This window comes from Flavobacterium chungbukense (genome assembly GCF_020805785.1).
In the GTDB taxonomy this organism is placed as follows: Bacteria; Bacteroidota; Bacteroidia; order Flavobacteriales; family Flavobacteriaceae; genus Flavobacterium; species Flavobacterium chungbukense.
The window spans coordinates 400318-427149 of the sequence record NZ_JAJGZV010000002.1 but is presented as its reverse complement, the minus strand read 5'-3'; the positions used below and the strand labels follow the sequence as shown (position 1 = coordinate 427149).

The window sequence follows — 26832 nt, the reverse complement described above, 5'->3', positions numbered from 1 at the left end:
TAAAGTTTCAGGTTTCACGTTCTGTGCGTGACTCGAAATGGATACGAAGAAACATAACTAGTTTTAAGGTTTGAAGTTTTAGTTTTCACGTTCAGTGAGTAACTTGAAACATGAAACCTGAAACAAAATAAACAAAATAAAAAATGAACTTATTCAACGTTTACCCATTATACGACATAACTCCTGTAAAAGCTGTAGATTGTACAATTATTGATGACAAAGGAGTAGAATATTTAGATTTATACAGCGGACATGGTGTGATTTCGATCGGACACACACAGCCGGATTATGTAGCTAAATTGAAGAATCAGATAGATAACTTAGGTTTTTATTCGAATGCGATTCAGAATCCTTTGCAGGTTGAATTGGCACAGAAATTAGGAAAACTTTCTGGTTTAGAAGATTACGAATTGTTTTTATGCAGTTCTGGAGCTGAAGCAAATGAAAACGCTTTAAAATTAGCTTCTTTCCACAACGGAAAATCAAGAGTTGTAGCTTTTGATAATTCTTTCCACGGAAGAACTTCTGCGGCTGTTGCTGTTACAGATAACAAAAAAATTGTTGCGCCATTAAACGCACAGCAGAAAGTTACTTTTTTGCCCTTAAACCAAATTGAATTAGTTGAAGCTGAATTGGCTAAAGGCGATGTTACAGCAGTAATTATAGAAGGAATTCAAGGAGTTGGAGGTCTAGATCAAGGAACAACCGAATTTTTTCAGGCTTTAGAAAAAACATGTAAAAAACACGATGTTGTCTTGATTTTAGACGAAGTACAATCAGGATACGGAAGAAGCGGGAAATTTTTCGCGTTTCAACATCACGGAATCAACGCTGATATTATTTCAGTTGCAAAAGGAATGGGGAATGGTTTCCCTGTTGGAGCGATTTTAATTTCTCCAAAATTTGAAGCAAGTTTCGGATTATTAGGCACAACTTTCGGCGGAAGCCACTTGTCGTGTGCAGCTGGAATTGCAGTTCTTGATGTAATTGAAAAACTTGATTTACAGAAGAATGTAAATGAAATTTATGAATACTTCTTAGAAAAAATCAAAGAAGTAGACGGAATCAAACAAGTAAAAGGAAAAGGATTAATGCTTGGAGTGGAGTTTGATTTTGATGTAGCAGCTTTAAGAAAGAAATTAATTATCGAAAAGCACATTTTTACAGGAAGCGCAAACAATAAGAATCTATTAAGGATTTTACCGCCTTTGACTGTGAAAAAAGCTGATATCGATACGTTTGTAAAAGCTTTAAAAGAAAGTTTAGAAGAACTTAAAAAATAAGTTTGCCTATAACTGTTAATTCGTTTAATCGTTTAACTGGTTAATCGATTAAACGAATTAACGATTAACCAATTAAACCAAAAAAATGAAACCATTATCAATTGAAACACGCAATGCAGTTTTGCGCTCTATGGCAAAGCTGGTCGAGCAGGAGCGGAATGAGATAATCTTGACCAATCAGGAAGATCTTGCAGATTATGACGGTTCAGATTTAGCGATGGAAGAACGCCTAAAAGTAGATGATAAAAAAGTTGACGAAATGATTTTATCATTAAACCAATTAGCTTCTCAAGAAGATCCCGTTGGTGTTGAGCGTTTTCATTTTACTCATGATAATGGAATAAAAGTCATTAATAAAACCGCTGCTTTCGGAACGATTTTAATTATTTACGAATCTCGTCCAGATGTTACAATAGAAGCAGGTGGAATTGCTTTTAAATCCGGAAATAAGATTTTATTAAAAGGAGGAAAAGAGTCTTTAAAATCAAATTTGAAAATCGTAAGTCTTTGGCACAAAGCTTTAGAAGAAAACGGAGTTTCGAAAGACTGGGTAGAATATCTGAATTACAACAGAACAGAAACTCAGGCGTTTTTAGAAAAACCAACTCAAAAAGTGGATTTAATTGTTCCAAGAGGAGGAGAAAAACTAATTGAGTTTGTAAAAGCGCATGCAACTTGTCCCGTAATCGTAAGCGGCCGAGGAAATAATTTTGTTTACGTTCATGAAAAAGCAGATACTGATTTGGCTTTAAAAGTGATTTTGAATGCCAAAACAGCTAAAATTTCAGCTTGTAATGCTTTGGATAAAGTTTTGATTGATTCGAAACTTCCTAATTTTGAAGGCTTCACAGCAATGCTGATTGAGGCTTTAATAGAAGCAAAAGTAGAAGTTATTGTAGATAAATCATTAGAGAATTTCGAAAACACGAAAACACTTCAAAACGAAGATATTTGGTACGAAGAGTTTTTAGATTATAAAATTGTAATTGGAACCATCGATTCTCAGGATCATGCAATCGATATGATTAATAAATACTGTGGAGGACATTCTGCAGCAATTATAACAAGAGACGACGAAACGGCACAACAATTTATGGAAGCAATAGATGCTGCAGCAGTATACCAAAATGCTTCAACCCGTTTTACAGACGGAGGACAATTCGGACTTGGTGGCGAATTAGCAATAAGTACCGATAAACTTCACCAAAGAGGTCCAATTGGTCTTCAACATCTCGTAACAAACAAATGGTACGTGTATGGAGAAGGACAAATTAGGTAATTGAGATAATATGAAAATTGAGGCAATTAGATAATTAGATAATTCTAAAAAAAAACTTAGAATTTCAGCATCTTAGAACCTTAGTATCTTTAAATAAAATGACAAAAAAACGGATTTTATTAAAAATAGGAAGTAATACTTTAACCAAAGAAACCAATCATATTTCGCGGGGAAAGATTGAAGACCTCGGAATACAGATTGCGGCTTTAAACGACGAATATGAATTTATCATCGTAAGTTCTGGAGCAATTGCGGCGGCAAAGCAATTTGTAAAGCTGGATAATCAGGATAAAGATGTTTTTGTAAAGCAAGCTTTGGCCTCAATTGGACAGCCTCATTTAATGCGGATTTACAATGAAAATTTCAAAGATTTAGGATTAAATACCTCGCAGTGTTTACTTTCTTATTCTGATTTCGAAAAAGACCAGACCAAAAAAAACATTGTAAATACCATTAATGTATTGGTGAAAAACAATTACATTCCGATTATCAATGAAAATGATACCGTTGCCACAGATGAGATTCGATTTGGAGATAACGACAAATTAGCAGCTTTGACAGCTGTTCTTTTAAATGTTGATATTTTGATAATTGCCACTAATACAAATGGAATTTATACCAAGAATTCAATTCACGATGAAAATCCGGAAACAATTAAATTGGTAAATGATTTGAAGTCGCTTGAAAAAGAAATCGGCGAATCAAAATCATCACACGGAACAGGAGGAATGCAATCTAAAATAGAAGCAGCCGGAATCGCAAAAGCAGCCAATATTGAAACCTGGATTGTCAATGGATTGAATGATAATTTTATTTTAAAGGCATTAAAAAACGAAATTCCGTTTACTAAAATAATCTAATGAGTCAATTAGAAAATTATTGAATTAGATAATAAGCAATTATCAAATTTTCTAATTATCACATTATCTAAAATAATTAAAAAAACAAATGAACTATATTTCAATAAAAGACATCAACTCATTATCTAAATGGGTAAAACAAGCGATTAAAATCAAAAAGAACCCGCTTAAAAATCAAAGTTTAGGAAAGAATAAAACTCTTGGGATGTTATTTTTCAACCCAAGTTTAAGAACGCGTTTGAGTACTCAAAAAGCGGCTTTAAATTTAGGAATGAATGTTATGGTAATGAATTTTACCAACGAAGGCTGGACATTAGAATTCGAAGATGGAGCAGTAATGAATTCTGGTGCTTCAGAACATATTAAAGAAGCGGCAGAAGTAGTTTCTCAATATTGTGATATTATCGCAATCCGTGCTTTTGCAGGTTTGGTTGACAAAGAAAAAGATTATCAAGAAACTGTAATTTCAGGATTTTTGAAATACGCTACAGTGCCAATTGTAAACATGGAAAGCGCTGTTCGTCACCCATTGCAATCTTTAGCAGATGCGATTACAATGGAAGAGCATAAAACGAAACACAAACCAAAAGTAGTGCTTTCTTGGGCGCCACATCCAAAAGCGTTGCCTCAGGCGGTTGCGAATTCATTTGTAGAAATGATGCAGATGCAAAAAGATATGGATTTTGTAATCACGCATCCAGAAGGTTATGAATTAAGTCCAGAAATCACAAAAGACTGTAAAATCGAATATAATCAGGACAAGGCTTTTGAAAATGCCGATTTCGTTTACGTTAAAAACTGGAGTAATTTCAACGATTACGGAAAAGTAACCAACAGCGATCCAAATTGGACGGTTACAGCTGAAAAAATGGCTTTAACCAACAACGGAAAATTCATGCACTGTCTTCCTGTTCGTCGTAACGTAATCGTAAGCGATGAAGTTTTAGATGGAGAAAATTCAATAGTAATCGAACAAGCGAATAATAGAACTTATTCAGCACAATTAGTTTTACAAAAGATTCTTAAGAAATTGTAAATTAATGTGACAAAGAATCAAAGTTACAAAGTGACAGAGGCTTAAACCTTCTAAAAGACTTTGCAACTTTGTTACTCTGTCTCTTTGAACCTTATAAGTAATGAACGTATCAGTAATAAAAATAGGTGGAAACATCATCGACAATCCAGCAGAATTAGAACAATTCTTAACTGATTTTTCTAAAATTGAAGGCTACAAAGTTTTAGTTCATGGCGGTGGAAAATCGGCTACAAAAATGGCTCAGAGTATTGGTTTGGTTCCGCAAATGATTGACGGACGTCGAATTACAGATGCTCCAATGCTTGATGTTGTGGTCATGATTTACGCTGGACAAATCAATAAACATATTGTGGCGCAATTGCAGGCGAAAGACAATAACGCAATTGGCTTTTCTGGTGCGGATGGAAATTTAATTCAATCCACAAAAAGAAATCACCCAACGATCGATTACGGATTTGTAGGTGATGTAAAGCAAGTCAACACTAAATTATTAGCCACTTTATTAGAAGCTGGAGTTGTTCCTGTTTTCTGCGCGATTACACACGACAAAAACGGACAGTTATTAAACACAAATGCTGATACAATCGCAAGCGAATTATCAATTGCATTATCTGAAGTTTTTGATGTTACGCTAACGTATTGTTTTGAAAAACAAGGTGTTTTGCAGGATTCAGAAGACGATTCATCTGTTATAACAGAAATCAATGAAGCATTATACAAAAAGCTAAAAGAAGAAAAAGTAATCCATTCCGGAATGATTCCGAAATTGGATAACTGTTTCAATAGTTTATCAAGAGGTGTGCAGAAAATCAAAATTGGACATCACAGAATGCTTCAAAATCCTGATATTCCGCATACAACTATTACATTATAAAAGATGTCGCCACGAATTACACAAATTGACACTAATTTTTGCTATTAATTGAGAAAATAATTTTAGAATTATATTAGAAAGCTTATTTTGATTTTAAATCTATCACAAAAAAGTAATTTGTGAAAATTCGTGCAATTAGTGGCAAAAAAACAGCACCGCGCAGTACTTTTAGAATTTAATTTTAGAAATTTGCGCAGATAAATTTTCTGGCTAAGATTGTTTAAAAAACTTAGAATCTCAGTCCCGATAGCTATCGGGATAGCCTCAGAACCTAATAAAAAATGAAAAATATAAATACGCTTACTCAGGAAGCAATTAGTTTATTAAAAAGCTTAATCGAAACACCTTCATTTTCAAGTGAAGAAGATAAAACGGCTCTTTTAATCGAAAATTGGTTCAATCAAAACGAGATTCCTTTTAAAAGAGAAAACAATAATGTGTGGGCTTTCAACAAATATTTCGACGAAAATAAACCAACACTTTTACTAAACTCACATCACGATACTGTACGACCAAATCAAGCGTACACCAACGATCCGTTTAAAGCTATTGAAAAAGACGGTAAATTATTTGGTTTAGGAAGTAATGATGCAGGAGGATGCTTGGTTTCATTATTGGCAACATTTGTACATTTTTACGAAAATCAAAACTTATCACATAATATTGTTATTGTGGCTTCTGCCGAAGAAGAAAGCAGCGGAAAAAATGGATTAAACAGCGTTTTAAAGCATTTGCCAGAATTAGATTGTGCGATTGTAGGCGAACCAACATTAATGCAATTAGCAGTTGCTGAAAAAGGTTTATTGGTTCTTGACGTAAAAGTAAAAGGAACCGCAAGTCACGCAGCACATCAAAACGACGATAATGCATTATACAAATCAATTCCAGTAATGGAATGGTTTAAAAACTATAAATTCGACAAAATCTCAGATGTTTTAGGTCCCGTAAAAATGACCGTAACGCAGATTAATGCTGGAAAACAGCATAATGTAGTGCCTTCAGAATGTGATTTGGTTGTAGACATTCGTGTAACAGATCGTTATACAAATGCTGAAATTTTGGAAGTGGTGAAAGCAAACGTAAATGCCGAAGTAACACCAAGATCTATGCATTTAAACGCATCATCAATTCCAGTTGCGCACGGTTTAGTTCAAGCAGGAATTGCTTTAGGAAGAACAACGTATGGTTCGCCAACACTTTCAGATCAATCCGTTTTAAGCTGTCAGTCTTTAAAACTAGGACCTGGAGAAACGTTACGTTCGCATTCAGCAGACGAATTTATTTTTGTAAATGAAATTGAAGAAGGAGTCGACTTGTATATTAAAATACTAACCGATTTCTTTAAATTATAATTGTTATCCTGGGCGTAGTCGAAGGATTTAGGAGCTAATCCCGCTATCCGTTCCAAACGAAGTTCACTGAACTCCGATTGAAATAAAAATTAAGTGAAGTAATCTTTTCCTGGCTAAAGAAGCCAGAAAAAGGATTTCTCCCGAAACTTCGGGACTATCGGGGCTATAACTCTCAGGAATTGAGAAACATTACGTAAAAAAAGAAACTTTGTGAATCTCTGAGCTTACTTTGAGTATCTCTGTGAAACAAAAAACATACATCTTATGAAACTTTGGGAAAAAGGAATACCAACAGATAAACAAATCGAACAATTCACAGTAGGAAACGACCGCGAACTGGATTTGGTTTTAGCAAAATACGATGCTTTAGGTTCAATCGCTCATGCCAAAATGTTGGGACAGATTGGTTTATTAACAGCTGAAGAAACCACTTCTTTAGTTGATGCTTTAAACGAAATTATTGCCGATATCGTAGTTGGAAATTTTGAAATCGAAGACAGTTTCGAAGACGTGCATTCTAAAATAGAATATCTGTTAACGGTAAAACTAGGCGATGCAGGAAAGAAAATCCACACCGCGCGTTCTCGTAACGATCAGGTTTTAGTAGATGTTCATTTGTATTTAAAAGACGAATTAAAAGCGATTAAAGAACAAGTAAAAACACTTTTTGATCTGTTGATGGAATCGGCAGAAAAACATCAAAACGTGTTATTGCCAGGTTATACGCATTTACAAATCGCCATGCCATCGTCTTTCGGAATGTGGTTTTCAGCTTATGCAGAAAGTTTAATTGATGATGTAACGATGTTGAACGCCGCTTCAAAAATTGTAGATCAGAATCCGTTAGGATCTGCTGCTGGTTACGGTAGTTCATTCCCAATCAACAGGACATTTACGACAAAAGAATTAGGTTTTGAAACTTTAAAATACAATGCCGTTGCGGCACAAATGAGTCGTGGAAAAGCAGAGAAAACTGTTGCTTTTGCTATGACAAGTGTTGCAGGAACGTTGTCAAAATTTGCGATGGACGTTTGTTTGTATATGAGTCAGAACTTTGATTTTATTGGTCTTCCGGCGCATCTTACAACAGGTTCTAGTATTATGCCTCATAAAAAGAATCCGGATGTTTTCGAATTAATCAGAGGAAAATGCAATAAGGTTCAGGCGCTTCCATACGAAATCACTTTAATTACAAATAACCTTCCAAGCGGTTACCACAGAGATTTACAGCTTCTAAAAGAAGGTTTATTTCCAGCAATTCAAACTTTAAAATCTTGTTTGGATATCGCCATATTTTCAATAAAAGATATTACAGTAAAAGATCATATTTTAGAAGATAAAAAATACGATTACTTGTTCACGGTAGATACTTTAAATGAAATGGTGATAGAAGGAATGCCGTTTAGAGATGCTTACAAAGCCGTTGCAGAACAATTGGAAGCAGGAACGTATAAATCTCCAAAACAAACTAAACATACGCACGAAGGCAGTATCAACAATTTATGTTTAGATGCAATTAAAGATAAAATGAAAGCTGCTTTTTAGTTTTTGTTACATGTAAAAAGTGAGCTGTAAAAAGTAAAAAAGGTCATTGATTTGTTTCAATGACCTTTTTTTATGAGAACTCTTTAGTTTTTTACAAGTTTAAAAGTTTTGCTTCGGTTGTCTATTTGAACTTTGCATACATAAATACCTTTTGCAAGATTTCCGACGCTTAATTCTAATTTTTCATCTGGAGTAATATTTTTTGAATGCGAATATACTTTTTATCCATTAGAAGAAAATAAATCTACTTTAGCAATCCCGTTGTCAGAATTTGAAAAATCAATATTCAAAAGACGATTTATAACAGAAGGATAATATTTTAAATCCAGATTGTTTGCATTATCATTTAAGCCCAAATTGTTGCAGCTCGTAGATAAGGCGCCTTGAGTAGTAACTTGAAGTGTTGCTCCAGCACCGCAAGAAGCATTTGAAATATATCCAGCTACATTTGCAATTGGCAAAACACTGTAGGCATAAGAAGGTTTTGATATCGTAGTTCCTGAATTTGCAGGCGCATTTAGACAATCTGTAAAAGCAACACCAATTGTACCGCCATCTGTGCTTATATAACTTTTAAAAGCAGTTCCGATTTTGGCAAAATCTGTTCCTTCAACGTAACAAGTTGTATTGTTGCTTCCTCCGCCTAAACCAATAGCAAGTGATCCCGAAACAGATGTGTTGTAATAACAGTTTAAAATATGAAGTTCGGCATTTCTGGCTCTTGGCATTCTTTCTTTGCATCCTTCTGCCCAGTAACAGTTTTTAAAAGTGATGCTATAATGTCCGTCAGATGGAGCATCAGTTTTAGAAGAACCAACTAAATCAGAAAAGCGGTGATCATCGGCTCCGCCAGAACCTCCAGCTTTTGGAGTTTTCAAATAAGTAAATTTGCACCAAGAAACAGTTACGTTATCTGCAGCACCTTTATTGTCAAAATTACCATCCATTCCATCTTGAAATTCACAATGATCTACCCAAATATTTGTAGCTTCAGAAGTAAGGTTATCACGTCCGTCTACATCGTAGGCGCCTGGACCTTCAAAAATTAAATTTCTAATAATAACATTGTTTGATCCTGGTTTTAAACTTAAAATTCCTGAGCCAGCCGCAGTTTGATCTAAATTGACTAAGCGTGCTCCAGGTAGTCCAATGATTGTTTTATCGTTTACCTGCAAACTAGTGTAAGTACAGCTAATAGTGCCTGAAACCAAAATGACTTGTGGAGTAGTCAATTTTAATTTTGCAGTTAAATCAGCTAATGTAGAGACGGTGACTGGAGTGGCGCTTCCTCCGCCAGTTGCAGAACCTCCAAATCCTTCTGGGGCACTCATAAAATAGTTTTGTGCGAAAAGAAAGGAGCAAGGCAGAAGTAATGCCAATAGTATAAGTTTTGTTTTCATTTAAGTGTGGTTTTTTGTGGTTTAATAGTTTAATGTAATCGATTGCACAAATGTATAAGAATAAAAATAATTTCAAATAAAATTATCAAATATTTATATTTAAGGGTTTGATTTTAAGAATAATAAGTGTTGTTTTTACACTATATAAAATTTTAGATTTTATTCAATAATTTACTGTTGCAGAAAAGCTTTTGCTCAAAAAGGAGAAAATTCATGCTAAATACATATATTTGATATTACAAGTTTAAATAATATCCATGGAAAAATTTAAAGAGCAAGCCACTGCACAGCTTTTTGAGAAAGGTTTAATTACTGAAAATCAGTTTGAAGAAATAAAAACATATCGGAATTTAAATCTCTTTTCATTGAATGCAGAATTAAAATTATTTCTCTATTTGTCTGTTATATTATTTACTTCAGGAATCGGTATTTTGATTTATGAAAACATCGATTCAATAGGGCATATCGCAATTCTTTCTTTGCTCTTAGTTGTCATCGTGGTTTGTTTTTACTATTGTTTTAAAAATTCGAAAGGATTTCAGAAACAAGAAACTACTTTTGATCATCCTGTTGTAGAATATTTGGTTTTGGCAGGCAATATTTTGACTTGTATTTTTATAGGTTATCTGCAATTTCAATACAAACCATTTGGAGAACATTACGGATTAGCAACTTTAGTCCCAACTATTGTAAGTTTCTTTTGTGCTTACTATTTTGATAATAGAAGTGTTCTAACAATTGCGATTACAGGTTTGGCAGCTTATGTTGGACTTTCTGTTACGCCACAAGATATTTTTAACGACAGTAATAATTTTTATGCAAGCCAAAACTTGAGTTATTCGGCAGTAATGCTTGGTATTTTATTGATTTTATGGACAATTTACAGCCGACGAATTTCTCTAAAAACACATTTTGGTTTGGTTTTTCTAACTTTTGCTTTGCATATTATTAGTATTGCGTCAATTAGTAATTTATTAAGTTATGACACTTTGACCTGGATGATATTTGCCCTTATTTTGGCAGTTTCTACCTATTATTTTTATAAAGCCAGTTACGATTATAAAGCAATGTCTTTATACGTATTTATGATTGTCTACGCTTACATCGGTGGTAATATTTTTGTGTTCAGAATTTTTGAGAATGTAGATTTTAGTGATATGTGGACACTTTTTATTTTACTTCTTCCAGCATATTTCGTGGGCTCGATTATAATGTTTATTAAATTGATTAAAAACTTCCATAAAGAAATTGAAGCATGATAGCACACGATAAAAAAAAGTTAGATAATGAATTTTTGATTGATGAAGCTGATACTTTGTACAAAGGAGGTTTTATTAATAAAGAACAGAAAAAATTTATAGAAAAAGAGTTGCCTGTTTTAAAAGGGCAAAATAATATTTTGGTTCGAATAGGTTTCTTTTTATTGGGAAGTTTCCTGTATAGTTCTATTTGCGGAATGATTTCTTTGCTTGGATTAAATTCGGAAGATATTTACCTGCAAATTTGTTTTTACATTTTTGCTGCCATTGGTTTTGCAGGATCAGAATTGCTTGCTAATCAAGAGTATCATAATCACGGTTTAGATGACGCTTTTATTTTAGGCGCTATTTCACAGGTTGGAATTGCTATAGCCATAACAACTGAAGATTATGAAACTGTAATCGCTTTTTTTGTGGCTGTTGCTGCTCTTTTTATGTTTCTGCGTTATTTGCATGTACTGTCAATGTTGATTTTTTGCATAGCGGTAACTGCATTTTTGTTTTTTGAAATGTTTGAATTTGGAGATGTCGGAAAAGCTATTTTACCTTTTGTTGCAATGGTTTTTGCAGGAGCGTTTTATTTTATAACAAAAAAAATAATCAAGAATCTAACAAAAAGTTACCATTACAATGGACTTTTACTGGCAAATAGTTTTTGTTTGGTTCTGTTTTATTTTTCTTGTAATTATTTAGTTGTTAGAGAACTATCTGGGGAGCTTTTAGGAACTGAAGTAAAACCAGGAACCGATATTCCGTTTGCGTTTTTCTTTTATGCATTTACATTTATAGTTCCAATTATTTATTTGGTTCAGGCATTAAGAACAAAGGACAGAATAATGCTATGGCTAAGTTTTCTAGCGATTGGATTTTCATTTTATACAATTCGATTTTACTACGCAGTTTTGCCAATCGAAGTTGCGCTTACATTAGGCGGATTAGCTTTGTTTGCCATAGCTTATTTTTCAATAAAAAAATTGAAAGAAAAAGAAAATGGATTAACATTTAAACCAGATAGAATTAATCATTCAGATAATTTTTTAAATGCCGAAGCACTAGTGATAGCATCTACGTTCGGAATGAAACCAGAAATAAAAACAGTTTCACCAATGGAGTTTGGAGATGGCGGTTTTAGTGGAGGAGGATCTGGAGGAAGTTTTTAAATTAAGTTTTCCACAGATTAAAAGCATTAAAATGATTTCTTTTGTCTTGCCACGAATTACACGAATTTACCCAAATTAATTAGTGAGAATTCGTGTAATTCGTGGCGATATGACAAAGATCAGAAAATCATTTGAATCCTTTTAATCTGTGGCAAAAAAACTATACTTTGCTTTTCAATGCTTCAGCATTAATATCGCTATGTGAAACATCATAAACCGCTTTTCCGTCTTTAATTAAAATCAATTGTGGAGATTCATGATACACTCCAAATCTACTTGCAATTTCATTAGAAACATCGCGGTGTGCAATTAAATCAAGAAAATAAGTATCAACAACTTCTTCAAGATCAAACTCTCTTTCAAATTGTTTTAAAGCCATACGGCTGATACTGCATCTTGTACTGTGTTTAAAAATAACAACTGGTTTTTCTTTAGATATTGCTTCAATTTCCATCAATTGAATAATGTCAGTTAATTCTGTCCAGTTAACTTTACTTTTTGGAGCTTCTGAGTTCTCTGAACTTCCGAAGATTGAATTAAAAAAACTCATATTTGGCTTGTTTTATGACTTTTTGACATTAAAAACTGATTAAAACCGTCTTTTTTTACGTCATTTTGTCTTTGTTTTTACTGTGGAATATAATTTGAATATCCGAAAGCAAAGTTAAATCTTTTGGGTTAAAAAAATATCTCAATAAGTCTTAACTTTAATGTAATCGAATATTTAAAATAAAAAATCAATCAAATCATAAAAATATGAACATAAATAAATTTACTATTAAATCGCAGGAAGCCATTCAGTTGTCGCAGCAATTAGCACAGCGAAATGGCCAGCAGCAAATTGAAAATGAACACATTTTCAAAGCTATTTTTGAAGTAGATGAGAACGTAGCGCCATTTATTCTGAAAAAATTAAATGTAAATGTTCCATTATTTCTTCAAATTTTGGACAGTACAATTCAAAGTTTTCCAAAAGTTTCTGGAGGAGATGTTATGCTTTCTAGAGACGCAAACAAAGCTTTGAATGAAGCTGAAATTATAGCACAAAAGATGAACGATGAATACGTTTCGATCGAACACTTAATCTTGGCTATTTTTGACTCAAAAAGTAAAGTTTCTCAAATTTTAAAAGATCAGGGAGTTACTGGTAAAGGTCTTAAAGCAGCAATCGAAGAATTACGTAAAGGTGAAAGAGTAACATCGGCTTCAGCTGAAGAAACTTATAATTCATTAAACAAATTCGCTAAAAATTTAAACGAATTAGCTCGTACAGGAAAACTAGATCCTGTAATTGGCCGTGATGAAGAAATTCGACGCGTACTGCAGATTTTAACTCGTAGAACAAAAAATAATCCAATGCTTATTGGAGAACCTGGAGTTGGTAAAACAGCAATTGCAGAAGGTTTAGCACACAGAATTGTTGACGGTGATGTTCCGGAAAACTTAAAAGATAAAATCGTTTTCTCACTTGACATGGGAGCTTTGATTGCCGGAGCGAAATATAAAGGAGAATTTGAAGAACGTTTGAAATCGGTTGTAAAAGAAGTTACAGCTGCAGATGGAGATATTGTTTTGTTTATCGATGAGATTCACACCCTTGTAGGTGCGGGTGGAGGAGAAGGCGCTATGGACGCAGCGAACATCTTGAAACCAGCTTTGGCGCGTGGAGAATTGAGAGCTATTGGTGCAACGACTTTAGATGAGTATCAAAAATATTTTGAAAAAGATAAAGCGCTTGAAAGACGTTTTCAAAAAGTACTAATCGACGAACCCGATACAGAAAGCGCAATTTCGATTTTACGTGGAATTAAAGAGAAATACGAAACGCATCATAAAGTGCAGATCAAAGACGAAGCAATTATTGCCGCAGTAGAACTTTCTCAGCGTTATATTACAAATCGTTTTTTACCAGATAAAGCAATCGACTTGATGGACGAGGCGGCTTCTAAACTTCGTATGGAAATCAATTCAAAACCAGAAGAATTAGATGTTTTGGATCGTAAAATTATGCAGCTGGAAATCGAAATCGAAGCTATTAAACGTGAAAAAGAAGAAAGCAAACTGAAAATTTTAGGTATGGAATTGGCCAACCTAAAAGAAGAGCGAAACGAAATCTATGCAAAATGGAAACAGGAAAAAGATATCGTTGATGGAATTCAGGCTGTAAAACACGAAATTGAAGACTTTAAATACGAAGCAGAACGTGCAGAACGTGATGGTGATTACGGAAAAGTAGCTGAAATTCGTTACGGAAAAATAAAAGAAGCGCAAGAACGTCAGGAAACTTTGCAAAAACAATTGTTAGAATTTCAATCTGGAAATTCTTTAATAAAAGAAGAAGTAACCAGAGAAGATATTGCTGAAGTTGTAGCAAAATGGACAGGAATTCCGGTTACAAAAATGCTTCAGACCGAAAGAGAAAAACTATTGCATCTTGAAGACGAATTACACAAACGTGTTGTAGGTCAAGAAGAAGCGATTGAAGCAGTAAGTGATGCGGTTAGAAGAAGCCGAGCAGGTTTACAAGATATGAAAAAACCTGTTGGATCATTCTTGCTTTTAGGAACAACTGGAGTTGGTAAAACAGAGTTAGCGAAAGCTTTGGCGGAGTATCTTTTTGATGACGAAAATGCCATGACTCGTATCGATATGAGTGAATACCAAGAACGTCACAGTGTGAGCCGTTTAGTTGGTGCGCCTCCAGGATATGTTGGTTACGATGAAGGAGGTCAGTTAACAGAAGCGGTTCGCAGAAAACCTTATTCGGTTGTGCTTTTAGACGAGATTGAAAAAGCGCATCCTGATACGTTCAATATTTTGTTGCAGGTTCTAGACGAAGGACGTTTAACAGATAATAAAGGCCGTTTGGCTGATTTCAGAAATACGATTATTATTATGACCTCAAATATGGGAAGTAATATTATTCAGGAGAAATTTGAAAATCTAAAAGGAAGCGTTGAAGCAGCTACAGAAGCAGCTAAAAATGAAGTTTTAGGATTATTAAAACAAACTGTTCGTCCTGAGTTTATCAACCGTATCGACGAAATTGTAATGTTTACACCACTTACCGTTGAAAACATTTCAAGAATTGTTAGCCTGCAGTTAAAAAGCGTTACTAAAATGTTGGCGCTTCAAGGTATTACAATGGATGCAACTCCAGAAGCCATTGCTTATTTGGCAGATAAAGGTTACGATCCTCATTTTGGAGCAAGACCTGTTAAACGTGTGGTTCAGAGAGAAGTTTTAAATCAGTTGTCAAAAGAAATTTTGGCCGGAAATATTACAACAGATAGCATTATTTTGTTAGATGCTTTTGATGGTCAATTGGTTTTTAGAAACCAGACAGCTAAATAATTTTTTTTATGTTAATCTTAGAAAAGCATCAGTAAAATACTGATGCTTTTTTTTTAATATTAAAGTTGTTTTTTACTGTTTTTTAATCTTTATATCTGTAAGAAATAGTATATATTTGATTCGAACTATTAAATCATTTATATGAAAAGAAACCAAAGAACATTTCTAATTTTATTGCTATCTATCTTCTTCTTTGTGGGAAAAGCCTATTCGCAGGAAAATATTGTTGCCACTGGCGGAAAAGGTACTGGCACAGGTGGAACATCAAGTTATTCTATTGGTCAAATTGCAGATTTGAGATTGCAAGGAAGTGGAGGTTCTGGCCAAGAAGGAATTCAGCAACCTTATGAAATTGCGACATTAGGTATTGATGAATTTAAAGAAATCAATCTAACTGTGACTGCCTATCCAAATCCTACGGTTGATGTTTTAAACTTGAATATTACTAATGATAAACTAGATAATTTAGCGTACGATTTATTTGATATTAATGGAAAAATAGTATCCAAGACTTCAAAGATAATAGCTTCGGAAACAACGCTTAACATGCATGGATTATCACAAGGAGTTTATTTTCTTAGAATAAACAGCAATTCAAAAACTATAAAAACTTTTAAAATCATTAAAAAATAAAATTCTAAACTGCAGACAGATATATGAAAAAAATTACTCTCGCATTACTATTATTAAGTTCTACAATCTTATTCGCCCAAGCTCCTCAAAAAATGAATTATCAATCAGTAATTCGTAAAACAGATGGTGCCTTACTTGTAAATACGTCAATTGGTATAAAAACAAGTATTTTATTAGGTTCTTCAACAGGAACGGCTTCTTATGTAGAAACTCAGACTACAACAACAAACGTTAACGGATTGGCAACAATAGAAATAGGGGGTGGAACTCCAGTTACTGGTACATTTTCGGGGATTGACTGGGGTGCAGGATCACATTTTATAAAAACAGAAATAGATCCAGCGGGAGGAACTAATTATACGATTAGCGGTACTAGTCAGCTTTTAAGCGTTCCGTATGCTTTATATGCTGGAAGTAGTGCAAGTAAAGGAAAAACGACTATAATGTTAACTGGTGACATTACAGATGTGCAGGCGGCGACACAGATACAAGCCGAATACGGTCCTTACACAGAGAATATTTATATTATGGGTACAACAAATCTGACTACTGTTGATTTGAGCATGGTAAAAAAAATTATAGACCTCAATGTAAGTGATAATTTAAATTTGACGACTGTAAATTTTAGTAATCTCAGCGAAATTTATAAGGATTTAAAAATAATGGGAAATGAAAAATTAGGTTCAGTTTCATTTCCTGCTTTGAAAATAAGCTATTCAGGTGATACAAATATTTCAAGAAATTCTTCTTTAACATCGATTTCTTTTCCTTTGCTAACAAAATCAATAGAACTTTATTTTACAAACAATCCTGTTCTTACTTCTATAGATGTACCTTTATTGACTTTTGTTAATAATAATGAGGGAGTTACTTTTAGAAATAATGCTCTTTCCAGTACTCAAATTAATTTAATTTTAAGCAGATTAAAAAAATTAACTTCTAAAGGAAATTACATCCAATTAGACGGGCAAACTCCGGCAGCTCCTCCTACAGGCCAAGGAATCGCAGATAAAGCATTTTTGGTAAACAGGGGAGATATTTTAACAACAGATTAATTTGTAGAAAATATTTTTAGATGCATTGAAACATCGGTCAAAAGACTGGTGTTTTTTTTACCGTAAATTCTGAAACTTTTCACTCAATTCATATAACAAATTATTCTAAAAAATAGTTCAATTTTAAATAAATAAAAATCAGCAAATTATTAATTAAAATTTAAAATCATGAACAATATTTTTAGAGGGTTGTTGGCAGGATATGGTGCTAAAAAGTTAGGCGGAGGTTGTTTCGGAACTATTATAGTTTTCATCATTCTATGGGTTTTGCTTGGGCAATGTAGCTAGAAGCATATTACAGAAAATTACGAATAAAAGGACGAATTTTGATGCAATATTATTGGGAAGATTAAGGCAAAATGTCTAGATTCGCATCACTAAAAATAAATTTAAAAAATGGCTTCAGGTTTTTTTGTTCTATTAGATGATATCGCAGCAATCATGGATGATGTTGCAGTAATGAGTAAAGTTGCTGCAAAAAAAACAGCTGGAATTCTTGGCGACGACTTAGCGGTCAACGCAGAAAAAGCTTCTGGATTTGCTTCTTCGAGAGAATTACCGGTTTTATGGGCAATCAGTAAAGGTTCCTTATTGAATAAAATTATTATTCTTCCCATTGCATTTTTATTAAGTGCATTTCTTCCAATTGCTATTATAATAATTTTGGTTCTGGGTGGACTTTTTCTAGCTTATGAAGGAGCCGAAAAAATATATGAATATTTTTTTCCGCACAAACACGATGAATCAGAGGGAATTACCAATGAGGATTTAACAGAAGAACAAATTCTAGTCATTGAAAAAGGAAAAATAAAATCTGCTATCGTAACCGATTTTATATTATCTGTTGAAATCGTAATTATTGCATTAGGAACTGTTATAGAGGAACCTTTGACACAGCAAATAATTGTAACATCGATAATCGCATTAATTGCAACAATAGGAGTTTACGGAATTGTAGCGCTTATTGTTCGTATGGACGAAGCTGGTTATAAGTTATTAAAATATAGTAAAAGCGAAAAAAGTCCATCAAGATTTATTGGAAATTTATTGGTAAAAGCGCTTCCGTTAGTTATAAAAGGTTTAACTGTTATAGGTACAATTGCTTTGCTTTTGGTTGCTGGAGGAATATTTGTACATCAAATTCCATTTTTTCACCATTTGTCAGAAGAAATTAAAATCCCTTTAATTATCAAAGAATTTACAGTTGGATTAACTCTAGGACTTTTAGTTTTAGTAGTTGTAAACATCTTCAAAAAGATTTTTAAAAAGAAAACAGCTTAAGACAAATTAAAAGTATACTTAAATAAACATCAGTTAGCGCTGATGTTTTTTTTTTTTTTGTTTTAAGAGCAGATAGAATCGTTTTCTGAGGAAAGTTCTGTTCTTCATAGAGCTATCGTTGTTGAGTCAGAAATTTATTTTTATAAGAAATAACGTTATTTTATAAATATTTTTTTATTGAATAAGTTGTTGATTTGTAGTTGTTTAATGTTTTGTTGAAATTTTTTAACATTTTATGTAAGCAACCATTGCAACCAAGCTCCGTCTTCATAGTAATTAACAATTAATTATTATTTTATATGAAAAGTTTTAGATTAAAATTAGTTTTGGTAGTATTATTTTTATCAATTGCATTTGTTTCATGCAGTAATGACGATGATGAAAAAGTTCCAGCTTCAACTTCAAAAGCAGCTTTAGCAACAGAAATCAAAGGACCAGCGACAGGAAAAGTAAATGATGAATTAAGCTATGATGTAACATATGTTGTAGATAATGCTTGCGGAGAATTTGATAAGATCTCAGAAGTAACAATTGGAGCAGTAAAAGGTTTGCAGGTAGTTGCAAAATATCCAGCAGAAGGAGTTTGTACGCAACAAGTACCAGAACCAAAAAAGACAGTTTACAAATTCAAATCTACAACAAAAGGAACTTTCGAAATTAAATTCAAAAAATCAGAAACAGAATTCCTTACTCAAAAAGTAGTGATCGAGTAACAGCTAATTTAGTTGATATTTTTTTAGGTTGATAAGCCATTTTACAGAAGTTTGATTTTAAACTGATGTGAAATGGTTTTTTAATTCAGATCAAATTGTAAGATTAGTAAGCTTTGACTGCAAAGTTAATTCTGTTATTTTTAAATAGATGATATTTTTTTTTCTTACATTTGTTTTATAATTCAAAAACAATTATGGAAAAAACAATAATCATAAAGCCAAATGCTAAGACTGTTTCTGTTCTTAAAAAAATGGTCGATTTAAAAGAAGAACATCGAAAAGAAGTTATAGCAAGATTAAAGAAAAAATAATATTTCTTTATGTATCAATATATTTCAGAAGAGGGTTTATACCCTCTTTTTTATTTTACTACAAAACACGGATTAGAATATTTTGTCAGTTTTCATAAAATGAATCTTGATAATACTTTTTTTGAAAAACTATATTCAATAGATTTTTATGAAGCAAATAATCAAAAGTTTCTTAGTGACCCTTTCATTGAAACTACAATAACTAGTATTATAAATGACTTCTTTGAAAACAATCCTGATATTGTATTAAATTATGTTTGTGATAGTGTAGATTTTAAACAAGATTTTAGGCAAAAACTATTTGATAAATGGTATAGAAATACTTCTAATAATGAATTTTCTAAAATCAATTTTAAATATGAAGTAGAGCATGAAAATATAATTTATCATTTGAGTTTTATTTTCAAAACAAGGTTTTATAATACTAATGAAATTATTGAAGAAGTTAATTTACAATTAGAAGAATTTACTGTTTTTAAATAAATTTATTGCACTGTTATATAAAAGTTATAGACTTTGCCATTCCTTTAAAAAGTATTATTTTTGCACTCTAAATTTTATGTCATGCCGAAAAGAAAATATAAAATATCAGTAATTCAGTTAAACCTGAATGATGTTGCTGAAAATAATCTTAAAAAATGTATCAGTTGGGTAAGAGATGCTGCAAGCCAAGGAGCAGAGGTAATCTTACTTCCTGAATTATATAGCAGTCATTATTTCTGCCAAAGCGAAGATGTTGATAATTTTGCATTAGCAGAACCATTGTACAGTACTTCATTTGTTGCTTTCAGCGAATTGGCAAAAGAATTAGGAGTAGTAATTATTGTTCCTTTCTTCGAGAAAAGAATGGCTGGAATTTATCATAACAGTGCTTACATCATCGATACAGATGGTACAGAAGCAGGTTTATACCGTAAAATGCACATTCCAGACGATCCGCATTTCTATGAAAAATTCTATTTTACGCCAGGAGATTTAGGTTTCCAAGCAATCGAAACTAAAAAAGGAACTGTTGGAACATTAATATGCTGGGATCAATGGTATCCAGAAGCAGCACGTATTACAGCTTTGAAAGGGGCAGAGGTATTATTCTATCCAACAGCAATTGGATGGCATCCAAAAGAAAAAGAGCAATACGGAGAAAATCAGTACGGTGCTTGGATGAACGTAATGAAAGGGCACGCCGTTGCAAATGGTGTTTTCGTTGCAGCCGCAAACCGAATTGGACTTGAAAAATATATTGAAGGAACAGAAGGAATTCAATTTTGGGGAGCTTCATTTATCGCTGGACCACAAGGAGAAATTTTAGCTCAGGCTTCTCATGATAAAGAAGAAATCTTAATTGCAGAAGTGGATTTAGATTTACAAGAAAATGTTCGTCAGAACTGGCCATTCTTTAGAGATAGAAGAATTGATGCTTTTGGAGATATTGTAAAAAGAGCAATCGATAAATAATAGATTTATCTAAAATATAAAAAGGGCAAAATACTATTTTTTGCCCTTTTTTTGTAAGCTTCGGAGAAGCGAAATATTTATAGAATTTCAATATGACAAATGAAAAAGCTCCAGCGGAGCGACATATTTTTTTTCACAATCTATATATGTCGCTCCGCTGGAGCTTTATATTGTAAACATTTATTCTTTGCTATAAATATTTCGCTTCTCCGAAGCTTAATAAGTATTCAGAATCTAGTTTTTTCAAAGCTCTTTTTTTGATAACAAAAAAGAGCTATTCAATTGAATAGCTCCTTTTCTTGTTTTTAGCTTTATATAGATATTACTTCACTTGGAAAGTAACTCTTCTCACGATTTGACGTGCTTCTTTAGAATTTTTGTTAACTGAAGTATCTTCTCCGTTAGCGATTACATTCAATCTTGAAGCATCGATTCCTGCGTTTACTGCTACTTTTTTCACAGCTTCAGCTCTTTTTCTAGATAATTCAGTGTTGTAGCTTGTGTTACCAATTTCATCAGCATAACCAATAATATCAGCAGATTTTCCTGGATTGTTTTTCAAATATTTCACTAAGAAATCAACACCAGATAAAGAAGCGTTTGTTGGTTTAGATGAATTAAAGTCGAAATAAACATTTACATAACCTCCGTTAATTAATTCTTCAACAGTGTTGTTTGTATTTGTTCCAGCGCCTTTTTTCTCGTAAGTTTTATCTAAATAGCTTTCTAACTCATCTGGCACACCATTTTGGTTAGTATCAATAGATTGTCCTTTTGTATTTACTGCAACTCCTGCAATACTGTTTGGTTCTAAATCGTATAAGTCAGCAACTCCATCTTTATCTGAATCAATAAGACCAGTTTCGATTAAGTCCACTCTTTTTTCCAATTCTCCGATTCTGTCTTCCTCACCAACCCAGTCAGCATGTTTTGCTTGTTTTCCTAAGTAGAAAGTTAAACCAACAGAAGCATTTAATAAAACACCATCAAATGATCCAGTAGTGGTATTACCCATTCCGTCAAAATTCCAGTTTTGTCTTCCGTTAACAATTCCAGTTAAGTCTCCGGTCAAAGCTACTCTGTTGCTTAATCTAATTTGTCCTGTTAATCCAGCAATTCCGTGAGCCATGTAATCTTGACCTCCAAATCCTGTTTCAGTACTAATTTGTGAAACTCCAAAACCACCATGTGCCAAAAGACCGATTGTATTTGTCCAAGTTTCAAAGTTTAAAGCACGTCCAATATTTACAACTCCTTGTAAACTCGCTCTTACGTAACGGCTTTCAAAATCAGGAGTGTCTTTTTTCTCTTTAAATTGATCATATCCAACATCTAATTTCAAACCAAATTTTGGATTAAACATATATCTTACACCTAAATCTCCGTGAAAGAAGTTTGCTGATTCTGTTGTATAACCTGGCGTCATTGCTCTTGTTGGTTTGTTTACACCACCGTTAAGTTCAAGAGACCACTTGTTATATTCTAGCTCGGTACTTGGCTTAGTAGAAGTTGGAGCCATATTTTGTGCACCGGCGGCAAAGGATAGTAATAATAAAGATGCTGATACTAATTTCTTTTTCATGATATCAAAAATTAAATTGTTTTTTTATTTTAAACTCATGACAAAATTAGACCACACGTTTGAAGTAAGTGTTGTATACCCAATTACATAATTTCCATGTTTTGGCTTATAATTATGAAAATTAGTTAATTAACTACCAATAAAAAGCAAAAAAAAGAGCAAAATTTATATTTTGCTCTTTTAAAATTTTCTATAATTTTAAGATTATTTCAAATCTGGCTGATAAATTTTAACACTTCCATCACCTTCGCTGCTTACAACTAATAAACTTCTTTTAGTAGGACTTTTTGAAGCAGGAATAAAAAGAATTCCTTCTGGAGCATCTCCTGTTTTTACTGTTTGTAAGTATTGTGGAGCAGTTGGATTCGATGCATCATAAACCATAAAAGCATCAGATCTTTCTAAACCAACAAATAAAATGTTTTGATTTCCCATTTTTGCAGCAACAACTGCTTCTGGTTCAGAACCTTTATCATCACTTCTTTTATCATCGTAAGTTCCTAATTCGTTCGTTTTCTTGTCAACATCATTTTTACTGTCGTAAACAATTTTTCCAGTATTTCCATTCCAAATAGAGAAAGAACGAGCACCAAAACTTACCAATTCGTCTAAATCTCCGTCTCCATCAGTATCACCCATATCAGCAACAAGGTTTAATCTTCCTAAATTTGCATCAAGTTTTAAAGTAGCAGCATCAGGAAAAACAGTCGCGTCAAGCTTCATGCTTTTCATACGTTTAATATCTGTATTTGCTGTATATTCTCTAGCGTCACCTTCATTTGCTGTAACAAAATAAGGAACATTGTTAACAGAGAAATGACTAATAGCATCTGGCATATAAAGTCCTTTTACTTTCCAAGGATTGAAAGCAATTTTATCGTCAAGATCGCTTACGTCAATTGCATTTTCTGCAGTATTGTAGTTTTTTGAGCCTAAAGGATAAATTGCAGTGATTGTTTTAGTAGTCAAATCAACTTTTGCAACACCGTTGTTTTCTTGTAAAGTAACCCAAGCAGTTTTAGAATCATCAGAAATAGTAACATATTCTGGCTCAATGTCCTGAGCGAAACTTTTAGCAGCCTTAGAAATTCTAAATCCGTCTTTTGCTAAAGCAGCCGCTTGTCCGCTGAAAGAAGCAAAATCTAAAGTTGTAACAGTATAAGTACTTGTTTCTATAATAGAAATAGTTCCGTTTGGATCTTGTGAATAATCTGTATTTGGCTCACCTTCATTAGCAGTCATGATAAATTTTCCATCAGGAGAAAAAGTAATCATATCTGGTAACGCACCAACTGTAACTTGTTTGATTAAGCTGTAATCTGAAGTGTTGAAAATAACCACTTTTCCATTAGCCTGTTTGTTTGCAGTAGACTCTAAAGCAACAGCCAATTTTCCATCAAAAACAGAAACACTATTTGCTGCACCTTCATAAGTGGCTAAGTCAATCTTTCCGATTTTTGCTGGCTTTGCAGGATCCGTAATGTCAATAACATCGATTTGGTTAACACCGCTATTGTTTACTGTAAAAAGTCTTTTTGTTTTTTCGCAATATGCAGAGATTTCAGCAGCAGCTTCTCCGCCAATTGTAATAGATCCAATTTCTTTAAAAGTTCCTGGATTTTCGTTTACAACTACTTCTGGTTCGTTGTTGTTTTCATCATTATTACAGCTTGCCAAAATCAAAAGGGCAGCTAGCAATGAGATCGATAATTTTTTCATGTGTTAGTTTTTAGTTTCGAGTGCAAAAGTAATTCTGTGCTTTATGTTAAATATTAAGAATGTATTATATAATCTTTAACTTAAATTTTGCAAGATATTTTTTGTGAAATAAAACATGAATTGCAACCAAATGTTTTATAATCCTAACGAATGCTTATCTTTGCACTTTCTAAATTAGAACGTATTTATGTCAACAAATAATAGAAGGTTTCCAGCAGAATGGGAAAAACAGCAAGGAATTGTTTTATGTTTTCCGCACAATGGCAAAGATTGGCCAGGAAAATATGAAGCTGTTCAATGGGCTTTTGTAGAATTCATCAAAAAAGTAGCTACTTTCGAAACGGTTTTTTTGGTTGTAGCTGATGAAAAACTAAAAGAAAAAGTTGTCGATATGCTTGAAAGAGCTCGCGTTAAAACTGAAAATGTTTCTTATATCATCCATAAAACCAATAGAAGCTGGATGCGTGATTCTGGACCAATTGTTGTAAAAAATGGTTCAAAAAGAGAGGCTTTAAATTTTAATTTTAATGGCTGGGCGAAATATAAAAACTATCAACTAGATAAATTTGTTCCAGGTAAAGTTGCTGAATTTATTGATGTTCCGTTAACGCAGGTTATGTACAAAGGAAAACCTGTAATTGTTGAAGGTGGTGCGATTGATGTAAATGGAAAAGGAACTTTATTGACTTCGGAAGAGTGTTTAATGCACCCAACCATTCAGGTTCGTAACGCAGGTTTTACAAAAGAAGATTACGAAGCAGTTTTTAAAGAATATCTTGGAGTTACGAATGTAATTTGGTTAGGAGACGGAATTGAAGGTGACGACACGCACGGACATATCGACGATTTATGCCGATTTGTAAATGAAGATACGATTGTAACCATTGTAGAGACTGATAAAAACGATTCGAATTATAAACCTTTGCAAGACAATTTGAAACGTTTGCAAAACGCAAAATTAGAAAACGGAAAATCTCCTGTTATCGTGGCGTTGCCAATGCCAAAACGTGTCGATTTTGAAGATTTAAGATTACCAGCAAGTTATGCTAATTTCTTGATTTTGAATAATTGCGTTTTAGTACCAACATTTAATGATAGCAACGATCGAGTAGCTTTGAATATATTATCAGAATGTTTCCCTGACAGAGAAGTAATCGGAATAAGCTGTATTGATTTTATTTGGGGATTCGGAACATTACATTGTTTGAGCCAGCAGATTCCGGCTTAATGAATAAAACCATATAAGTAATATAAGTAATTTAAGTTTGATTTTAATTGAACTTAAATTACTTATATGGTTGAAAATTTAACCATATAAAAAAACCTTGGCTCTCACCAAGGTTTTTAATTTCTATATTTCTTCAGATTCAGGATCTGTTCTTCATGCTCTAATAAAGGGAGGTAAAAGCTGACTAGCAACTTCTCCAAAACCAATTCTTACTTCTGCATTTTCGCAAAAACCTCTAATGATTACTGTATCGTTATCTTCAATAAATTTACGTTCACTTCCATCGTTTAATTTCAACGGATTTTTTCCGCCCCAAGTTAATTCTAACATAGAACCAAAACTGTCTGGAGTTGGTCCCGAAATAGTTCCAGAACCCATCATGTCACCAGAATTTACACGACATCCATTTGAAGTATGATGTGCTAATTGCTGACTCATTGACCAATATAAATATTTGAAGTTTGACTTAGAAATAACGGTTTCTTCTTGATCTTCAGGTTTTAATGAAACTTCTAAATGAATATCAAAGGCTTTTTTACCTTTAGTTTGTAAGTAAGGAAGAGGCGTTGGATCTTGTTTTGGTCCTTTAGTTCTAAAAGGTTCCAAAGCATCCATAGTCACAATCCATGGAGAAATAGAAGTCGCAAAGTTTTTAGCTAAGAATGGTCCGAGTGGTACATATTCCCATTTCTGGATATCACGCGCGCTCCAGTCATTTAATAAAACCATTCCGAAAATATAATCTTCCGCTTCGTAAGTTGGAATGTTTTCTCCCATTACATTCACATCAGTTGTGATGAAAGCAGTTTCTAATTCAAAATCTACTAAACGTGACGCACCAAAAACGGGTGTTTCATGTCCAGCAGGCAGCGTTTGCCCCATAGGTCTGTGAACCGGAATTCCAGAGGGAACAATTGTAGAGCTTCTTCCATGATATCCAACCGGAATATGAAGCCAGTTTGGCAATAAAGCATTTTCTGGATCGCGAAACATCTTACCTACGTTTGTAGCATGTTCTTTACTCGAATAAAAATCGGTGTAATCACCAATTAAAACGGGTAATTGCATTTCTACATCTTCGATTTTAAATATAACAATATCTCGGTGTTTTGTTGAATCTCTAAGCTGTGGATTGTTCTCGTCAAAAATATCAGCAATACGATTTCGAACCAAACGCCATGTTTTTTTTCCGTCAGAAATAAAATCATTTAGCGTATCCTGCATAAACATATCATCGGTTAAATCTATTCCTTCAAAATAGTTTAATTGTTGTAAAGCCCCTAAATCTATAGCATAATCGCCAATTCTTGTTCCTACTGTAACGACATTTTCTTTGGTAAGAAACACGCCAAAAGGAATATTCTGAATAGGGAAGTCGCTATTGTCTGGCACTTCTAACCATGATTTTCTACTGGTATCGTTGGCGGTTATAGGCATGTTTAATGTTAATTAT

General features: G+C 33.2%; 23 protein-coding genes. 17 read left to right on the top strand and 6 right to left on the bottom strand.

Annotation, left to right across the window (positions count from 1 at the left end; translation table 11 throughout):
- Nucleotides 1–143: 143 nt before the first annotated feature.
- From LL966_RS07080 to argH, 7 genes are all read left to right on the top strand, one after another.
- Nucleotides 144–1283: an aspartate aminotransferase family protein gene (locus tag LL966_RS07080; RefSeq protein WP_229351666.1), complete on the top strand. Its 1140-nt coding sequence runs from the start codon at nucleotides 144–146 to the stop codon at nucleotides 1281–1283.
- Nucleotides 1284–1368: 85 nt separating this feature from the next.
- Nucleotides 1369–2562: a glutamate-5-semialdehyde dehydrogenase gene (locus tag LL966_RS07075; RefSeq protein WP_229351664.1), complete on the top strand. Its 1194-nt coding sequence runs from the start codon at nucleotides 1369–1371 to the stop codon at nucleotides 2560–2562.
- A gap of 98 nt (nucleotides 2563–2660) precedes the next feature.
- Nucleotides 2661–3422: a glutamate 5-kinase gene (gene proB, locus LL966_RS07070; RefSeq protein WP_229351661.1), complete on the top strand. Its 762-nt coding sequence runs from the start codon at nucleotides 2661–2663 to the stop codon at nucleotides 3420–3422.
- 88 nt (nucleotides 3423–3510) lie between these two features.
- Nucleotides 3511–4458, top strand: coding sequence for an N-acetylornithine carbamoyltransferase (locus LL966_RS07065; RefSeq protein WP_229351659.1), 948 nt, complete (start codon nucleotides 3511–3513; stop codon nucleotides 4456–4458).
- Nucleotides 4459–4558: 100 nt separating this feature from the next.
- Entirely contained in the window at nucleotides 4559–5332 is a 774-nt protein-coding gene (gene argB, locus LL966_RS07060; RefSeq protein WP_229351656.1) for an acetylglutamate kinase, read from the top strand.
- Between the two features lie 281 nt (nucleotides 5333–5613).
- The gene (locus tag LL966_RS07055) at nucleotides 5614–6684 is read left to right on the top strand and encodes a M20 family metallo-hydrolase (protein WP_229351654.1); all 1071 of its coding nucleotides are present in this window, start codon (nucleotides 5614–5616) and stop codon (nucleotides 6682–6684) included.
- Between the two features lie 264 nt (nucleotides 6685–6948).
- Nucleotides 6949–8229, top strand: a complete 1281-nt coding sequence (argH, locus tag LL966_RS07050) for an argininosuccinate lyase (protein ID WP_229351652.1) — start codon at nucleotides 6949–6951, stop codon at nucleotides 8227–8229.
- An 83-nt stretch (nucleotides 8230–8312) separates the two neighbouring features.
- Here the strand turns inward: argH and LL966_RS22755 are convergent, their stop codons facing one another.
- Complete coding sequence (locus LL966_RS22755; protein WP_317207131.1) at nucleotides 8313–8426, bottom strand: T9SS type A sorting domain-containing protein; 114 nt, start codon at nucleotides 8424–8426, stop codon at nucleotides 8313–8315.
- Nucleotides 8427–8450: 24 nt separating this feature from the next.
- Nucleotides 8451–9629 carry a pectate lyase family protein gene (locus tag LL966_RS07040; RefSeq protein ID WP_229351650.1) on the bottom strand — a complete coding sequence of 393 codons (1179 nt, stop codon included), beginning with the start codon at nucleotides 9627–9629 and terminating at the stop codon, nucleotides 8451–8453.
- 257 nt (nucleotides 9630–9886) lie between these two features.
- On the opposite strand from LL966_RS07040, the gene LL966_RS07035 reads away from it, so the two are divergent.
- Together LL966_RS07035 and LL966_RS07030 are read left to right on the top strand one after the other, a co-directional pair.
- Nucleotides 9887–10888, top strand: coding sequence for a DUF2157 domain-containing protein (locus LL966_RS07035; protein WP_229351648.1), 1002 nt, complete (start codon nucleotides 9887–9889; stop codon nucleotides 10886–10888).
- A complete protein-coding gene (locus LL966_RS07030; RefSeq protein WP_229351646.1) occupies nucleotides 10885–12048 on the top strand; it encodes a hypothetical protein in 1164 nt (387 codons plus the stop codon). Before LL966_RS07035 ends, LL966_RS07030 begins: the two co-directional genes overlap by 4 nt.
- A gap of 160 nt (nucleotides 12049–12208) precedes the next feature.
- On the opposite strand, the gene ytxJ is transcribed toward LL966_RS07030, so the two are convergent.
- Nucleotides 12209–12598: a bacillithiol system redox-active protein YtxJ gene (gene ytxJ, locus LL966_RS07025; protein ID WP_229351644.1), complete on the bottom strand. Its 390-nt coding sequence runs from the start codon at nucleotides 12596–12598 to the stop codon at nucleotides 12209–12211.
- Nucleotides 12599–12804: 206 nt separating this feature from the next.
- Here ytxJ and clpB point away from each other — a divergent pair, with 206 nt between their 5' ends.
- From clpB to LL966_RS06990, 7 genes are all read left to right on the top strand, one after another.
- Entirely contained in the window at nucleotides 12805–15402 is a 2598-nt protein-coding gene (gene clpB, locus LL966_RS07020) for an ATP-dependent chaperone ClpB (RefSeq protein WP_229351641.1), read from the top strand.
- Between the two features lie 141 nt (nucleotides 15403–15543).
- Nucleotides 15544–16035, top strand: coding sequence for a T9SS type A sorting domain-containing protein (locus LL966_RS07015; protein ID WP_229351638.1), 492 nt, complete (start codon nucleotides 15544–15546; stop codon nucleotides 16033–16035).
- A gap of 23 nt (nucleotides 16036–16058) precedes the next feature.
- Nucleotides 16059–17090: a hypothetical protein gene (locus tag LL966_RS07010; RefSeq protein ID WP_229351637.1), complete on the top strand. Its 1032-nt coding sequence runs from the start codon at nucleotides 16059–16061 to the stop codon at nucleotides 17088–17090.
- Between the two features lie 396 nt (nucleotides 17091–17486).
- Entirely contained in the window at nucleotides 17487–18371 is an 885-nt protein-coding gene (locus LL966_RS07005; protein WP_229351635.1) for a DUF808 domain-containing protein, read from the top strand.
- A gap of 299 nt (nucleotides 18372–18670) precedes the next feature.
- On the top strand, nucleotides 18671–19084 hold the full coding sequence (locus tag LL966_RS07000; RefSeq protein WP_229351633.1) for a hypothetical protein: 414 nt from the start codon (nucleotides 18671–18673) through the stop codon (nucleotides 19082–19084).
- 320 nt (nucleotides 19085–19404) lie between these two features.
- Nucleotides 19405–19878, top strand: a complete 474-nt coding sequence (locus LL966_RS06995; RefSeq protein WP_229351631.1) for a DUF6169 family protein — start codon at nucleotides 19405–19407, stop codon at nucleotides 19876–19878.
- 81 nt (nucleotides 19879–19959) lie between these two features.
- Complete coding sequence (locus LL966_RS06990; protein WP_229351629.1) at nucleotides 19960–20850, top strand: carbon-nitrogen hydrolase; 891 nt, start codon at nucleotides 19960–19962, stop codon at nucleotides 20848–20850.
- A gap of 322 nt (nucleotides 20851–21172) precedes the next feature.
- On the opposite strand, the gene LL966_RS06985 is transcribed toward LL966_RS06990, so the two are convergent.
- Nucleotides 21173–22432: an OmpA family protein gene (locus LL966_RS06985; protein WP_229351625.1), complete on the bottom strand. Its 1260-nt coding sequence runs from the start codon at nucleotides 22430–22432 to the stop codon at nucleotides 21173–21175.
- Nucleotides 22433–22636: 204 nt separating this feature from the next.
- Complete coding sequence (locus tag LL966_RS06980; protein ID WP_229351622.1) at nucleotides 22637–24151, bottom strand: choice-of-anchor I family protein; 1515 nt, start codon at nucleotides 24149–24151, stop codon at nucleotides 22637–22639.
- 187 nt (nucleotides 24152–24338) lie between these two features.
- Between LL966_RS06980 and LL966_RS06975 the strand changes: the two genes are divergently transcribed.
- A complete protein-coding gene (locus tag LL966_RS06975) occupies nucleotides 24339–25379 on the top strand; it encodes an agmatine deiminase family protein (protein WP_229351620.1) in 1041 nt (346 codons plus the stop codon).
- Between the two features lie 153 nt (nucleotides 25380–25532).
- Here the strand turns inward: LL966_RS06975 and fahA are convergent, their stop codons facing one another.
- The gene (gene fahA, locus LL966_RS06970; protein WP_229351618.1) at nucleotides 25533–26816 is read right to left on the bottom strand and encodes a fumarylacetoacetase; all 1284 of its coding nucleotides are present in this window, start codon (nucleotides 26814–26816) and stop codon (nucleotides 25533–25535) included.
- Between the last annotated feature and the right edge of the window lie 16 nt (nucleotides 26817–26832).

Coding starts and splice junctions, on each gene's coding strand:
- ytxJ (WP_229351644.1), bottom strand. CDS start 12,598: ATGAGTTTTTTTAATTCAATCTTCGGAAGTTCAGAGAACTCAGAAGCT.
- argB (WP_229351656.1), top strand. CDS start 4,559: ATGAACGTATCAGTAATAAAAATAGGTGGAAACATCATCGACAATCCA.
- LL966_RS06975 (WP_229351620.1), top strand. CDS start 24,339: ATGTCAACAAATAATAGAAGGTTTCCAGCAGAATGGGAAAAACAGCAA.
- proB (WP_229351661.1), top strand. CDS start 2,661: ATGACAAAAAAACGGATTTTATTAAAAATAGGAAGTAATACTTTAACC.
- LL966_RS07000 (WP_229351633.1), top strand. CDS start 18,671: ATGAAAAGTTTTAGATTAAAATTAGTTTTGGTAGTATTATTTTTATCA.
- LL966_RS07010 (WP_229351637.1), top strand. CDS start 16,059: ATGAAAAAAATTACTCTCGCATTACTATTATTAAGTTCTACAATCTTA.
- LL966_RS07015 (WP_229351638.1), top strand. CDS start 15,544: ATGAAAAGAAACCAAAGAACATTTCTAATTTTATTGCTATCTATCTTC.
- LL966_RS07080 (WP_229351666.1), top strand. CDS start 144: ATGAACTTATTCAACGTTTACCCATTATACGACATAACTCCTGTAAAA.
- LL966_RS07005 (WP_229351635.1), top strand. CDS start 17,487: ATGGCTTCAGGTTTTTTTGTTCTATTAGATGATATCGCAGCAATCATG.
- LL966_RS07065 (WP_229351659.1), top strand. CDS start 3,511: ATGAACTATATTTCAATAAAAGACATCAACTCATTATCTAAATGGGTA.
- LL966_RS07030 (WP_229351646.1), top strand. CDS start 10,885: ATGATAGCACACGATAAAAAAAAGTTAGATAATGAATTTTTGATTGAT.
- fahA (WP_229351618.1), bottom strand. CDS start 26,816: ATGCCTATAACCGCCAACGATACCAGTAGAAAATCATGGTTAGAAGTG.
- LL966_RS06990 (WP_229351629.1), top strand. CDS start 19,960: ATGCCGAAAAGAAAATATAAAATATCAGTAATTCAGTTAAACCTGAAT.
- LL966_RS07040 (WP_229351650.1), bottom strand. CDS start 9,629: ATGAAAACAAAACTTATACTATTGGCATTACTTCTGCCTTGCTCCTTT.
- LL966_RS06980 (WP_229351622.1), bottom strand. CDS start 24,151: ATGAAAAAATTATCGATCTCATTGCTAGCTGCCCTTTTGATTTTGGCA.
- LL966_RS07035 (WP_229351648.1), top strand. CDS start 9,887: ATGGAAAAATTTAAAGAGCAAGCCACTGCACAGCTTTTTGAGAAAGGT.
- clpB (WP_229351641.1), top strand. CDS start 12,805: ATGAACATAAATAAATTTACTATTAAATCGCAGGAAGCCATTCAGTTG.
- argH (WP_229351652.1), top strand. CDS start 6,949: ATGAAACTTTGGGAAAAAGGAATACCAACAGATAAACAAATCGAACAA.
- LL966_RS06985 (WP_229351625.1), bottom strand. CDS start 22,432: ATGAAAAAGAAATTAGTATCAGCATCTTTATTATTACTATCCTTTGCC.
- LL966_RS07055 (WP_229351654.1), top strand. CDS start 5,614: ATGAAAAATATAAATACGCTTACTCAGGAAGCAATTAGTTTATTAAAA.
- LL966_RS07075 (WP_229351664.1), top strand. CDS start 1,369: ATGAAACCATTATCAATTGAAACACGCAATGCAGTTTTGCGCTCTATG.
- LL966_RS06995 (WP_229351631.1), top strand. CDS start 19,405: ATGTATCAATATATTTCAGAAGAGGGTTTATACCCTCTTTTTTATTTT.